Here is a 13758-nt window from a genome sequence, read left to right as displayed (position 1 = left end):
CTCTAGCTGCTGTGGGGCACGAGGACATGTAACGCCCGTGGCACCGACTCGACTTCGGCGGGAAGCCTGCCGACGCGTTCGCCGTCTGCATAGGCGTTGATTCCGGGCGAGTCGACAGTGATGGATCGGGCTCGGTAGGTGCTCACCTCTTCCCGCTCGACGTGAGTACCGCGAAATACGCTGGGGAAGAATCGAATCAGCCGCATGCGCGAACCTGAAGCGACAACAGTGATGTCGAGCAGTCCGTCGGTTCGGTCGGCTTCGGGACAGATGAGCATGCCGCCGCCGTAAGAGCGGGTGTTACCGACCGCCACCAGGGTCACGTCGAGTTCGAGGACCTCGTTGCCGTCGAGCACCAGCCGAAACGGCAACGGTTTCAAGTTCAGGAACTCGGCGACGATGGCAACGTTGTAGCGCATTCGCCCGTGTGGCCAGCGCATCCGATTGGTGCGATCGCTGACCAGTGAATCGAAACCGGACGCCATGACGGTGCCGAACCAGCGTTCGGTGCCGTCCTGCGTGCGGATACGTCCGAGGTCGACATGTTCGGTCCAGCCATCGGCCACGATCTCGGCTGCCGCCTCGGGATCATTTGTGGGCAAATGGTATTCACGGGCGTGGTCGTTTCCGGTTCCGGCTGGAATGATCCCCAGCGGGACGTCGGTGCCGGCGAGGACCTGCAAGGCGATGGAGATGACTCCGTCTCCGCCCACGACGACGAATGCATCGGTACCGAGTTCGAGTGCCTCACGCGCCAGGGCCAGTGCATGTGTGCTGTCGATTCCGACGATGGCGCGCACGTCGATCCCCAACTGCTGAAACCGTGTCACTGCGCGGCTGGCTGCGTGCGGCGCATTACCGTGCCCAGCTGCGGGGTTGGCCAGGAGCGTGATGCGGCGAATTTCGCGTTGGCGTCGTTCACCGTCCCGGGTCACGGGATCAGCTTACCCGGGTTGAGGATGCCTGCAGGGTCCAATGTTCTCTTCACCGCGCGCAGCACCTCGATTCCGAGGTCACCTATTTCCTCGGTCATCCAGGCCCGATGGTCGGCGCCGACTGCGTGATGATGAGTGATGGTGCCGCCGTTGCTCACGATCGATTGCGACACAGCAGCTTTCACGGTCTTCCACTGGTCGATGGCATCGCCACGCTGACCTGCGACCACGGTGAAGTACAGCGACGCACCGGTGCGGTACACGTGCGAAATATGGCACAGAACCAAGGCGGGGGTACCGGTTTCACTCAGTGCGGAGGTCAAGGACTCGGTGACGGTGGCTTTGAGGTGAAGCAAGTTGGACCACGTAGTAGCGGTCTCCAGCGTCTCGCACAATGCGCCCGAGTCGAGAAGTGCATCCCGCAAGTACGGTGCCCCGAACCGGCCGTGCTGCCAATCACGCGCAATGTCCTCGCCGAGAGAGGTTCCACCGTGAGCCACGAGCAGGTCGCGGGCCTCCGCGTGCCGGCTGGCAGAGTGCGCGGCGGTCCCTTCGAACAGGGTGATTGCCAGACATCCACCGGCGACCTGTTCACCACCGATCTTGTCCGAGGTCGCGAGGTTGACGCCTGTTTCTGCCTCGTCGGACAGTCGGATGACAGTGGGTCCGCTGTCGGTCTGCTCGACCGCGCGCAACGCTGCTGCGCCTGTTGCAAAATCCGGGAAGTTCCAGGCCTCGTATCGCGTGGTATCTGGGACACGATGCACCTGCACGCGAACCTGAGTAATGATCCCGAAGATGCCCTCGGATCCGACAATCAACTGACGCAGATCAGGACCCGCCGCCGACGCAGGCGCACGGCCGACATCGAGAACTCCGGCGGGAGTGACCATCCGAAGACCTAGAATCATGTCGTCGAAACGGCCGTACCCAGCCGAATTCTGACCGGAGGATCGCGTCGCCGCGAATCCCCCGATGGTCGCGAACTCGAAGCTCTGCGGGAAGTGCCCCAGCGAAAAGCCCTTGGCCCGCAACAACTCCTCGGCGTTCGGCCCGGTCACACCGGCGCCGAGAACGGCCTCTCCGGACACCTCGTCGAGCGAATGGAGTTCGTCGAAGCGTCGCAGATCCACTGAGACGACTGCCTTGCACTGTCCTCGTTCGGGGTCGAGACCGCCGACCACGCTGGTTCCTCCGCCGAAGGGAACGACCGCCACCCGCGCGGACGAGCAATAGGCAAGAACGGCAGCGATCTCGTCCTCACTGGAAGGCGCGAGCACCGCGTCCGGCGCATCCTGCTCGTCGGTGCTTTTTCGGCGCAGCAGATCCATGGTGGACTTTCCGCCTGCTCGGTACAGGCGGTCGGCGTCTGCCGTACTGATGTGCTCTTCGCCGACGATCTCGGCCAGTGCCGCGCGATCATTCTCCGTGATCGCGGTCGACCGTAGCCGTACCTGCTCCACACCGGGACCGTTGGCGTCTGCCTTGTGCACGCCGAGCACCTGCTCGAGCAAGTTGCTGATGTTTGCGGAGAGAGGCTTCGCGGCATTCGCGCTTCCCCATGCATTCCACTTCATCGGGGGTAGCGGCAGTCCGCCCATACGGGAGTCCGAGGTAGTCACGTGTTACATTGTTACACATGCTGTCAACCTGTAACGATGCCATCGACGCAGTCGAGGCTCAGGTGCTCGACGCTGCGGCGCAGTGCGTCGTCGACTACGGTTTCGCGAGGGTCACACTCGCCGAAATCGCCCGCCGCGCCGAAGTGAGCCGACCGACGATCTACCGAAGATGGCCTGACATGAACTCCGTGTTGGCCGCGGTCTTGACCGACCGAATCACCGGGGCCGTCGTTCACGTTCCCGAGCGCGGCGATTCGCGTGAGCAGTTGGTGGAGAGAATCGTGTCCATCGCAGGCCTGCTGCGCAGTGACGCGGTAGTGATGTCGGTGCTGCACACTGCACCCGAATTCTTGATGGTCTACATCACCGGAAGACTCGGCACCAGTCAGCACTTCGCGATCGCAGCACTCGAAGGCGGGATCGCGCGAGGTCAAGCTCACGGCAGCATCCGCAACGGCAATACCCGCGAACTGGCCGCTATGGTGCTGCTCACCGTGCAGTCCGTCCTCCAGTCAGGACAGCTCGTCGAGTCGATTCTCGACGGCGATTCACTCGCAACGGAACTCGCCTACATGTTGAACGGATACCTCACCTCGTGACTACTTTGTCCGCATCGCTCGATCGCGCGCGCCGCACGAATGACCTGGCCGTACTCGGCAACACCACCGAGCCTGTCGACGTCGTCGTCATCGGTGGCGGTATCACCGGTACCGGAGTTGCGCTCGATGCAGCATCTCGTGGGCTCAGCGTGGTTCTCGTGGAGAAGCACGATCTGGCTTTCGGCACCAGCCGGTGGAGCTCCAAACTCGTCCATGGAGGTCTGCGCTATCTCGCCACCGGCAACGTCGGGATAGCACGACGCAGCTCCGTCGAACGCGGTTTGCTGATGACGCGCAACGCACCTCACCTGGTGACGGCAATGCCACAGTTGGTGCCCCTGTTGCCATCGATGTCGGCCGGGTCGAAAGCGTTGGTGCGGACGGGGTTTATCGCTGGAGATGTGCTGAGATTCGCCGCGCGCACCCCGGCGTCGACGCTGCCTCGCTCGCGTAAGGTCAGCGCCGCGCGGGCAATCGGACTGGTGCCTGCTGTGGAAAGGGACGGGCTTACCGGCGGTTTGCTCGCTTACGACGGACAGCTGATCGACGACGCCCGCCTCGTCGTGGCGGTTGCTCGCACGGCAGCTCAGCACGGCGCGCGAATTCTCACCAAAGTCGCGGCGTCGCAGGCCACTGGTTCATCGGTGCGATTGACCGACCAACTGACCGGGGAGGGCTTCGATCTCGCGGCTCGTCTCGTCATCAACGCGACCGGCGTATGGGCCAGCGAGGTCGATACCTCCATCCGTCTACGCCCCAGTCGTGGAACACATCTGGTGTTCGACGCGAAGTCTTTTGGGAACCCGACAGCAGCATTGACGGTGCCGATCCCCGGTGAGACGAACCGATTCGTCTTCGCGATGCCGGAGCAGTTGGGCCGGGTGTACGTGGGCCTCACCGACGAAGAGGCCCCAGGCCCGATCCCCGACGAACCGGTAGCGACGGACAAGGAGATCGACTTTCTGCTCGCTACCGTGAACACCGCACTCGGCACTGCAGTCACCCGAAAGGATGTGCTGGGAAGTTTCGCAGGTCTACGGCCGTTGATCGATACCGGCGAGGGTCGAACTTCGGATGTGTCTCGCAACCATGCGGTGCTGGAGTCCCCGAACGGCGTCTTCAGCGTGGTCGGCGGGAAGCTTACCGAGTTCCGGCATATGGCGCAGGACGTCCTCGACCGCGCCGGGCGGGCCCGGGGTCTCGAGCTCGCGCCGTGTCGGACTCGTTCGTTGCCGCTGGTAGGTGCTCCTGGAAATCCGGCGACGCCACTCGCTCCCCCGCGGGACGATGTACCGGCATCCATCGTCGCACGGTATGGAGGCGAGGCCTCGGCAGTCATCGAGAATGCAACGTGCGAACGCCCCCTCGAGCGGGTTGCCGACGGGATCGACGTCACCCGCGCCGAGTTCGAGTTCGCAGTGCGGTATGAAGGCGCACTCGACGTGTCCGACATCGTCGACCGTCGCACCCGAATCGGTCTGGTCGCCGCGGATCGTGCGGCAGTGGTCGACGTCGCCGCAACGTTCGTCCACTAGCCGTCGCGCAGCCGATCTACAGTGGATGAGGTGGCCCACAAGAAGCGCGCAGAGCCGTCACCAGAGGACAAGACTTGTAAGTCCTGCGGGCGGCGCATCGAATGGCGCAAGAAATGGGCGAACAACTTCGATGACGTCGAATACTGTAGCGCCGCATGCCGAACGAACAAGGTGAGCGGCACCGACCTCCGAATCGAGCAGAAGATCAAAGAGCTACTCGACGCGCGGGCTCGGGACGCGACGATCTGTCCGTCCGATGTTGCCCGGGCGATGTCCGACAACGACTGGCGGGATCTGATGGAACCGGTGCGGAAAGCCGCCAGGCGAATGGTCGACGCCGGCGAGGTGGAGGTCACTCAGAAGGGCTCGGTGGTGGACCCGTCGACGGCAAAGGGACCAATTCGAATTCGTTGGGCTCGTTAGCTAAGGACTGTCAGTGAGCGAGTGCGTCGAGGTTGGTCTCGAGCAACAGTACGTTGTAGTCCGACCATCTCGAGGCCGTGAAGTAGAGCTTGTTGCCACTAGTCACCGGATGGATGAAGGGTGCGTAGATGCCGCCTGCCGTCTGCCGCGAGTCCAGCAACGTGGTCGGCCCGCTCCACGGGCCTTCGGGCTTCTCGGCGGTGCGCGCCAACAGAGTTCGATCGTTTTCGTTGCCGTACATCATCACGTACCGCTGCAAGTGATCGTTCCACGCAACGGACATCTCACTGACCGGCTCCTTGACGGTGGAAACGGAGTCGGCGACATTCTTCGACCATGGCTTGGCCGGATCCTGCGTCGAGTATTCGTAGGCACCGAGGTCCAGAATTTTGTCGGGCATCACGCGTGCCACGAAGGCTGCGCCGAAACGTCCGTTGGGCGTACCGAATTGGTAGATGTACCCATCCTGACCCTTCGCGTACGCATTCATCTGATACTTGCCATTGCTCTCCTCGACCTGCGCAAGTCCCGGGACCGTGACGCCCGCATTGGCTCGAATGGTGGGCAATGACGTCGTCCAGGTCTGTCCGTTGTCGGTGGAGGTTGCGATCGCCGAGAAGTTGGTGACCCACCGTCCCGGTGCACCCCATTCCCGGACCGACATGTAGTTCATGTACTGCACACCCTCGATGGAGATGGCCGCAGTGGGAATGACGGTGTCCTCGACGCCTGCCACTCCGAGGCTCGGCACAACCTCGGTCGCAAATCTTGGCGCTCCGGGTTCGACGACGGCACCGGAATTCGTGTCGAGAGGTACTCCGTCGGTGATGGTGATGCCGTCGGACAGATTCGTGTCGCTGGATCGCATCAGTACGTTGCTGCGCCACTCCGACCCTGGCAAAGAGCAGTTGCCGAACGTGTCACCGAACGCCATCAACGTCTGCCCGGCACCGTTGTCCCAGCTGATGCCGAGGTCGGTCCCGGAAATGCCGAATCGGTCGTAGGTGTTGTTGGGGCTGACCGGGCCGGTCACCCACGCTACCGAGGAGGTATTGCCCGAGATCGCAGGCAAAGGGCCTTGAGGTCCTGCGGGAGCCTTGCCCGGTCCACCGCGCGAGCTACCCGAAGAGCCGAACAGCGGCGACGATCCTGAGCCTCCGGCGCCGCCACACGGTTCGGCGGTCGCAGTAGGTGAGGAGAGAATGCTGAGCCCACTGGCCAGCAGGGTCATCGCTGCCCCCACCGCGATCTGCCGACTACGTGCGCGCATTAACGCTCCCCCCTCGTTGGTGTGCACTTCGCTGGTGTTACTGGTGTTACCCCTGAGACTGTTGGGGAGAGTGTTACTCATATCCATTGATCACGCAAGAAATCGAGACGTGTCATTACTTGACAAATTGGTGATTTGCAGAATTACAAGCGTGGAATTCGGCATGGTCCAGCGCGAGGATGCCCGACTCGAGGTAATTGTTACGATCCCATCGGTAAAAGACCGCATGGTCTTGGATGTAGAAGGGTGACGAAATGCCGTATTTCGGATTACTGGTGACGCTGCTGTGGGTGTTCTGTCTCATCGACGTGATCACCGCGCACGACGGCGGGGTGCGTTACTTGCCGAAGATGGTGTGGTTGCTACTCGTGGTCTTCGTTCCATTGGCGGGGTCGGTGGTGTGGCTGGTGGCGGGCCGACCTATCGGTGGCGGGATCTGGGGCGGCGCCGGCGGCGGAAGTATCGCGCGGCGGCAGAACTCGTCCGAGTTCCCGGAGTACGAAACCCGCCCGGGTCGTCATCTTGCGCAAGACCCGGCGGCAGATGAGGAGTTTCTGCGCCAGTGCCGGGCGAGAGCCGAGGGTCAACGTCGGACCGAGCGCGAGCGGCGTCAACGAGAAGCCGGCAACTGAACGCCAGGCGGGCGAACTACAGGCGGGCGAGTACGCATCACTACTAGCGTCACCGTACAGCGTACGGTAGGATGGCGAGCTGCACGCTTCGAGTGCGAGACCATCCGGCTCCGCGAAAGGTGACACTCCCATCACAACCTCGGCCGACCCACTGTCCACCATCCTTGTGCGCGGAGCACGCGAGAACAATCTCCGCGAGGTCGATCTGGACCTTCCGAAGCGAAAGCTCGTAGTCTTCGCGGGAGTTTCCGGATCGGGCAAGTCCTCCCTCGTGTTCGACACCATTGCCGCCGAAGCGCAACGGCAGATCAACTCGACGTTCACCGCCTTCGCACAGACGTTCCTCCCGTCCTACGGACGGCCCGACGCGGACCTCATCGCCAATCTCTCGGCGGTCATCATCGTCGACCAGAAGCGGCTCTTCGGTGGGCCCCGCTCCACGGTCGGCACGATCACCGACATCGGGGACTGGCTACGGATGCTGTTCTCTCGCGGAATCACCCCATCCATCGGCTATGCCAACGCCTTCTCATTCAACGACCCTGCCGGTATGTGCCAGGAATGCGAGGGGCTCGGCGAGGCCAAGGTCGTCGATCGCGACGAACTCGTCGACGAGTCGAAGTCTTTGCGCGAGGGACCTTTCAAACATCCGGATTTCGAACCCGGCAAATGGCCGTACCGAGTTTTCGCGGATTCCGGATTGTTCGATCTCGATGTGCCCGTGGAGCAATACTCTGCCCGCGAACGCCACATCTTCTTCGACGCCGAACCAGGCGAGATCGACGTGCTCAACCCCGAAGCCGTGATGAAGAGCTACGAGGGGATCATCTCTCGGTTCCGGCGCAGCTATCTGTCCAAGGATGCCGACGCGCTCAAGGGTAAAGCGAAGCTCGCCTACGATCGCATCGTCACTCGCGGTACCTGCACGGAGTGCGGAGGCACTCGGTACAACGAAACAATCCGCACCGCGACACTGGAAGGCCTCTCCCTGCCCGACGCGTTTGCCATGCAGGTCTCCGATCTCGCGGACCGTATCGACACGTGGAGGCTCAAAGATCTCGATGGTCCACGTACGGAGATCGTGACTCAGCTGCGCAGACTCGTCGACCTCGGTCTGGGCTACCTCAGCCTCGACAGGGCCACGGCTTCGCTTTCCGGTGGCGAGTCGCAGCGAATCAAGATGGTCCGGCACCTCGGCGCCACGCTCAACGACATGCTCTACGTCTTCGACGAGCCCACCACGGGGTTGCATCCACGCGACGTGCATCGACTCGACGAGATGCTGCTTGCATTGCGAGACAAGGGAAATACCGTCCTCGTGGTCGAACACGATCCCGAGGTCATGTCGATTGCAGATCGCATCGTCGAAATCGGTCCCGGTGCAGGTAAAGCCGGCGGGACGGTCGTATTCGAGGGCACGTACGAAGAGCTCACCAAGGCCGATACACGTACGGGCGTCGCCCTGCGACGCGAGAATGCCACGCTCCGCACACCCAGGCTACCGACCGGTCACCTGCACATCAGTGGGGCGAACACCCACAATCTGCAGAACGTCAGCGTCGAGATACCTCTCGGGGTGATGACTGCCGTCACCGGCGTCGCCGGCTCCGGCAAGTCGAGTCTCGTTCACGGGCATCTTCGCGAAGTTGCACCCGATGCCGTCATCATCGACCAGGCACCGATTCGCGGGTCCAGAAGATCCTCCCCTGCCACGTACACGGGCCTGCTCGATCCCATCCGCGCGTACTTCGCCAAGAAGACCGGCCAACCGGCGTCGTTGTTCTCCCCCAACTCCGATGGCGCGTGCTCCGATTGTCAGGGAAGCGGTGTGATCTTCACCGACCTCGGATTCACCGATCCTGTGTCGAGCACGTGCGAAACGTGTCAGGGCAGACGCTTCCGCCCCGGAGCCATCCGGCACCGCGTCGACGGCGTCAGCATCGCCGACATCTTCGAGATGTCCGTCGAAGATGCTCAGGACTTCTTCGACGTCAAGAAGATTCGCGACATTCTTCGTCGATGCATGGACGTCGGCCTCGGCTATCTTTCGCTCGGCCAGAACCTGTCGTCGTTGTCCGGTGGCGAACGCCAGCGCCTCAAACTGGCGGCAGAACTCGTCGGGTCTTCGCCGATTCTGGTGTTGGACGAACCGACTACGGGCTTGCATCCGTCGGATGTGGCCAACCTGATCGAACTGCTGTCCGGCATGGTCGACGAGGGACGCACCGTCATCGTCATCGAACACAATCTCGACGTCGTCGCTGCTGCGGACTGGATCATCGACCTCGGCCCGGAAGGCGGCCACAACGGCGGGCTGATCACCTTCACCGGAACTGTGGCAGACCTGGTGCAGACCGAGACGCATACCGGGACATACTTGGCACGTAGTCTCGGGCGTTAATTCATCTCGTCCGACGAGCTGGAGGTCAAATTTTCGTGCACACGCGGCAAGCGTTCAAGGTTCTGCTCGGCACTGCAGTACTCGCCCTGGTGGTGGGCGGATGCAGTGGGACAGCAGACGACCGACCGGACACATCGGCGCCGGATTCGTCGACGTCTTCGGCCGACGGGTCGTTTCCTAAAACTGTGGTTTCCGGTCCCGCCGATTCCGGAGTCGACATCACCATCGAGTCCCGCCCGAAGTCGATCGTGTCGCTCAGTCCGACTGCCACCGAGACATTGTTCGCCATAGGTGCGGGCGATCAGGTGGTTGCCGTCGACAGCCAGTCGGACTACCCGACCGATGCGCCGAAGACCGACTTGTCGGCCTACACCCCCAGTCTCGAAGCGATCGTGGGATACGAACCAGACCTCGTCATCGCCTCGGACGATATCGGCGGGTTGGTCTCCGGCCTCGTAACGGCACAGATTCCGACGCTGCTGCTGCCTGCCGCAACGAGCATCGACGACGCATACTCCCAGATCGAGCGAGTCGGTGACGCCACCGGTCACGAAACAGAGGCCGAAGCGGTGGTCGAGCAGACTCGGACCCGCATCGAGGACGCTGTCGCCAGCGTCCCCTCCGGCGAGCTCACCTATTTTCACGAACTCGACTCCGAGCTGTACACCGTGACGAGCCAGAGTTTCGTCGGCCGGCTCTACGGACTGTTCGGACTCACGAGCATCGCTGACGGCGCGGCAAGCAACTACCCACAGCTCGCCGCCGAGTCGGTGGTGACGGACGATCCCGACATCATCTTCCTGGCGGATTCGCAGTGCTGCGGCGTCACCGCGGAATCCGTTGTAGCACGGCCAGGGTGGAGTTCGATGCGCGCTGTGCGTGATGGACGCATCTACACGATGGACGAGGATCTCTCGAGCCGCTGGGGCCCACGTATCGCAGATCAGGTCGAGGCAATTGCCGCGGTGCTCACCGGCAACAAGTAACCCCGAAACTTTTCGACGCCGTTGCCAGGTCCACTCACGGATCGGAGGTCACCTGAGCGGAAGGCGCCTCTCGCGGGACGCTACCGGTGAAGAACAGGGCGCACACGCCGATCAGTGCGGCAATGGACAAGGCCACACGTAGGGCCTCGAGGCGAGCATCGGAATTGACGTCGACGATCTGCGCGGCACTCGACTGCGGGACCGCCGCGTCGGCCAGTGCCGCCTCGAGCTGCGTGTCCGAGAGAAATGGAACGCCGCTCGCGAGTTCGGTGGTCGCCTGCGCTTTCACAGACTCTGGCACGCCGGGGTTCGTCTGCACGCCGGCAACGATCGCCGCGCTCAGGGTGGCAATGAGGACCGACCCGATCAGTGCAGTTCCGAGCGATGCTCCGAGGTTCGTTGCAGTGTTCTGTATCCCGCCGACTTCCGCGCTCTGCTCATCCGGCACGGCGGAGACGGTGATGGCGCCGAGTTGGGAGGCCAGCGCCCCGAGTCCCAGCCCCAGCAGGACCATCGGCACCGCCACGATGCTCGCATTGGCTCCGGGATCCAATCCGGTGACCAGTACGAGAATGCCGACGATCATCGCCCCCCAGCCCAATCGGACTACGCGACGAGGGTTGGCGCGGGGCCAAAGCTTGGGAATCCCTGCGGCCGCGAGGAGGAGTGCGACCGAGAGTGGGAGGATTCGAAGTCCGGTCTGCAGTGCACTCAGTTCCAGGACCACGGACAGGAACAACGGCACCGTGAAGAAGACGCCGGCTTGAACCGTGAACTGCGCGAAGAACATCGTGAGTCCGCCCGAAAGTTGCCGGTTGCGAAGCAGCTTCGGATCGATCAGCGGCTCCCGTCCGGTCTCGGCAAGGTGCGTCTGCCATCTCATGAACACGTACAGGAGCAACGCGCCGGTCATCAGCAGCCAGATCACCGGGGACAGTCCTGCTATCTGGGCGCCGCCCGGGGTGGGACGAATCCACCCCCACTCCCCCGATCTGAGAACTCCGAAGACGAGCATTCCCAGGCTTGCCACCGACAGTGCGGAGCCGACGAGATCGAGTCGGACGCGGACCGGCGGAACATCATTGATGCGGCGCAACACCAGCAGGATTGCCACGACCAGAAATGCCTCGCCGACGAAGACATATCGCCACGACGCGAACGTGGTGACCGCACCACCGATCAGCGGGCCGGCTGCCACCGCCATGGCACCTGCGGCGGCAACCAAACCGTATGCGGCAGCTCGCTTTTCCGGCGGAAAATTCGCCGCGACCAAAGCCACGATCGCCGGCATGATCAGTGCCGCGCCCACGCCTTCGAAGAGCGCCCACCCGACCAACAGCACCGGAAGATTGGGAGCCGCTGCGGTGGTCAACGTCCCGACCCCGTAGATCACGAGTCCGAGTGCGAAAGCTCTTCGCCTTCCCACAATGGTGCCGATCTTGCCGCCGGTGATCATCAGCGTCGCCATGACCAGCGTGTACAGCGTGATCGCGGTTTGAATACCCGTAATCGTGGTGTCGAGATCCTCGGCCACCGTAGCCATCGACACGTTCATGACCGAACTGTCCAGAGTCATCAGGAACTGGCTCGACGCCAGCACCGTCAGCACCAGACCCGAGCCAGTCTTCGTTGTGGCAGTCATGGACACCCCTGTTGTAGGGGCCCAGTATTGCGCAGCTGAATCCGCCGGAGATCACCCGTTAGAGGTGACCAAGGCCGACACCCGCCACCGCATCGCACAGGTTGATCGATTCACTCCACCCGGCCGTGTACCGGTCTGGCGTTCGCCGGGGGTTCTCCGACCTCGTCGATGGTATGGCCGCTGCAGGCCGTCCTCGTTACGGTGGCCCGCTCTACGCGCGAGAGCGCAAACCATCGCATTGCGTCGCGCTTTCGGCACCATCCGATCAAGTACCACTGGCCGTTCGTGGAGGCGAACAGCACGGGCTCGACGTCGCGGGTGGTCGTGGCGCCGTCTCTCGATGTGTAGCGAATACGGATCACTCGCTGCTCGGCCATCGCCTCTTCCATGGCCGATTTCGTTGCGCGTGAAGATGAAAAACCCTCGTCTACCCACACCCGACGAGCTAAATTTTCGGCCCTTGCACGCGTGATGAGATCGAGAACATCCATGACCTTTCGGATGCCGGCTGCTGCCAGATCGGAGTAGGGGGCATCGGCCGCAGCGGACACAGCCGCCATGAGCGCCACAGCCTGCGCTGGAGACAGACTGACAGGTGGCAAGAACGCGCCTTTGGCCATTCCGTATCCACCGCCCGGACCTGGGCGCGACCATAGCGGACTGCCGCTGTTCTCCAACGCGTCGAGGTCTCTTTTGATTGTCCGCACGGACACTTCGAACTCTCTCGCCAACCGTTCGGCGGATACCCCACGCGCGCCACTGCGGTGCAACATCTCTGACAGAGCATGGAGCCGTTCTGCTCGCTTCACTAATCGGACCGCGGCCAATTCATGACACAAATAGTGACATACCACTGTCCATCGGGCCTGCGAGAGTTGTGGCATGTCGACCACTATCAGCAGTCCGACCATCATCCTTGTTGCCGGCCACTGGCTGGGTGCCTGGGCGTGGGACGAAGTCCTCGAACACCTGAAAACAGACCAGTCTCGTGCGCTCGCAATAACACTGCCTGGCCTCGACAGGGACGATCCGGAGCGTGCGACAAGGACTCTCGACGATCAAGTCGAAGCGATCCTCGACGTCATTGCTCGACACGGGAATCAGCCCGTGATTCTCGTCGCTCACAGTGGGGCCAACGCTCCTGTCAGCCTCGTCATCGACCGACATCCGGAGCTTGTCCAGCGGGTGGTGTGGGTCGACTCCGGCCCCGTGGCAACCGGAAGTGTCCACGCCCCAGAACTTCCGGAGGGGTTGGAGGAGCTTGCGCTGCCGCCATTCGACGTCCTCGCGCAGCAGGCGAGCCTCGAAGGCCTGAGTGCAGCGGTACTCGAGCGTTTTCGGGCCCGGGCCGTCCCAGAGCCCGGCCCCGTACTTCGTCAATCCGTCGAGCTCACGAACGACGCCCGCCGCAAGGTTCAGACCACCCTGGTGTGCTGCTCGATCTCTGGCGCGCAGGTGCTCGAATTGGCCCGATCAGGCCATGCCATGTTCGCCGAGGTCGCGAAGCTCGAACAATTCGACGTCATCGACCTCCCCACGGGTCATTGGCCTATGTGGAGCCGTCCCCTCGACCTCGCCAAGGCGATTCACTCAGCGGTTTCTCGAACCAACTGAACCGCAGGCGCAGTACGGAGGGGCCAGCCGAATCCGGCTGGCCCCTCCGAATGCTTTCACCGCACTCCGGCCCGCAGCTATACCTCCGAGGCTGCAGCC

At 62.8% G+C, this 13758-nt stretch carries 12 protein-coding genes and 1 pseudogene; 8 read left to right on the top strand and 5 right to left on the bottom strand.

The annotated features are described in order from the left end of the window. Positions 1–2: 2 nt before the first annotated feature. On the bottom strand, positions 3–935 hold the full coding sequence (locus tag E5720_RS16030) for a diacylglycerol kinase (RefSeq protein ID WP_247595994.1): 933 nt from the start codon (positions 933–935) through the stop codon (positions 3–5). Continuing rightward, complete coding sequence (locus tag E5720_RS16025; RefSeq protein ID WP_136172744.1) at positions 932–2512, bottom strand: FAD-binding oxidoreductase; 1581 nt, start codon at positions 2510–2512, stop codon at positions 932–934. The genes E5720_RS16030 and E5720_RS16025 overlap by 4 nt, the downstream gene beginning before the upstream one ends. Positions 2513–2574: 62 nt before the next feature. Between E5720_RS16025 and E5720_RS16020 the strand changes: the two genes are divergently transcribed. From E5720_RS16020 to E5720_RS22065, 4 genes and pseudogenes are all read left to right on the top strand, one after another. Then, positions 2575–3156, top strand: a complete 582-nt coding sequence (locus tag E5720_RS16020; RefSeq protein WP_136171467.1) for a TetR/AcrR family transcriptional regulator — start codon at positions 2575–2577, stop codon at positions 3154–3156. Further along, the gene (locus E5720_RS16015; protein ID WP_136171466.1) at positions 3153–4691 is read left to right on the top strand and encodes a glycerol-3-phosphate dehydrogenase/oxidase; all 1539 of its coding nucleotides are present in this window, start codon (positions 3153–3155) and stop codon (positions 4689–4691) included. The genes E5720_RS16020 and E5720_RS16015 overlap by 4 nt, the downstream gene beginning before the upstream one ends. A 21-nt stretch (positions 4692–4712) precedes the next feature. Beyond that, positions 4713–4810 (top strand): annotated as a pseudogene (locus E5720_RS22070) (DUF2256 domain-containing protein); the annotation flags it as partial. A 52-nt stretch (positions 4811–4862) separates the two neighbouring features. Then, positions 4863–5114 (top strand): DUF3253 domain-containing protein, encoded by a 252-nt coding sequence (locus E5720_RS22065; protein WP_247596342.1) that lies wholly within the window; start codon positions 4863–4865, stop codon positions 5112–5114. Between the two features lie 10 nt (positions 5115–5124). On the opposite strand, the gene E5720_RS16005 is transcribed toward E5720_RS22065, so the two are convergent. After that, positions 5125–6384 (bottom strand): DUF4185 domain-containing protein, encoded by a 1260-nt coding sequence (locus E5720_RS16005; protein ID WP_136171464.1) that lies wholly within the window; start codon positions 6382–6384, stop codon positions 5125–5127. A 254-nt stretch (positions 6385–6638) separates the two neighbouring features. Here E5720_RS16005 and E5720_RS16000 point away from each other — a divergent pair, with 254 nt between their 5' ends. The 3 genes from E5720_RS16000 (at position 6639) to E5720_RS15990 (ending at position 10403) form a co-directional block, all read left to right on the top strand. Beyond that, positions 6639–7016 carry a PLD nuclease N-terminal domain-containing protein gene (locus E5720_RS16000; protein WP_136171463.1) on the top strand — a complete coding sequence of 126 codons (378 nt, stop codon included), beginning with the start codon at positions 6639–6641 and terminating at the stop codon, positions 7014–7016. A gap of 166 nt (positions 7017–7182) precedes the next feature. Beyond that, complete coding sequence (locus tag E5720_RS15995) at positions 7183–9417, top strand: excinuclease ABC subunit UvrA (protein ID WP_247595993.1); 2235 nt, start codon at positions 7183–7185, stop codon at positions 9415–9417. 35 nt (positions 9418–9452) lie between these two features. Beyond that, entirely contained in the window at positions 9453–10403 is a 951-nt protein-coding gene (locus tag E5720_RS15990; protein WP_247595992.1) for an ABC transporter substrate-binding protein, read from the top strand. 34 nt (positions 10404–10437) lie between these two features. Here E5720_RS15990 and E5720_RS15985 read toward each other — a convergent pair whose 3' ends face one another. Both E5720_RS15985 and E5720_RS15980 read right to left on the bottom strand, forming a co-directional pair. Further along, positions 10438–12045 (bottom strand): MFS transporter, encoded by a 1608-nt coding sequence (locus E5720_RS15985; protein WP_136171460.1) that lies wholly within the window; start codon positions 12043–12045, stop codon positions 10438–10440. A 110-nt stretch (positions 12046–12155) separates the two neighbouring features. Next, a complete protein-coding gene (locus E5720_RS15980; RefSeq protein ID WP_247595991.1) occupies positions 12156–12818 on the bottom strand; it encodes a WYL domain-containing protein in 663 nt (220 codons plus the stop codon). A 109-nt stretch (positions 12819–12927) separates the two neighbouring features. Here E5720_RS15980 and E5720_RS15975 point away from each other — a divergent pair, with 109 nt between their 5' ends. Beyond that, on the top strand, positions 12928–13659 hold the full coding sequence (locus E5720_RS15975; protein ID WP_136171458.1) for an alpha/beta hydrolase: 732 nt from the start codon (positions 12928–12930) through the stop codon (positions 13657–13659). The last annotated feature ends 99 nt before the right edge of the window (positions 13660–13758 follow it).

The organism is Rhodococcus sp. PAMC28707, assembly GCF_004795915.1.
GTDB lineage: Bacteria > Actinomycetota > Actinomycetes > Mycobacteriales > Mycobacteriaceae > Rhodococcoides.
Note: the sequence above shows the minus strand (reverse complement) of the source record. Positions and strands in the feature narration are given on the sequence as shown.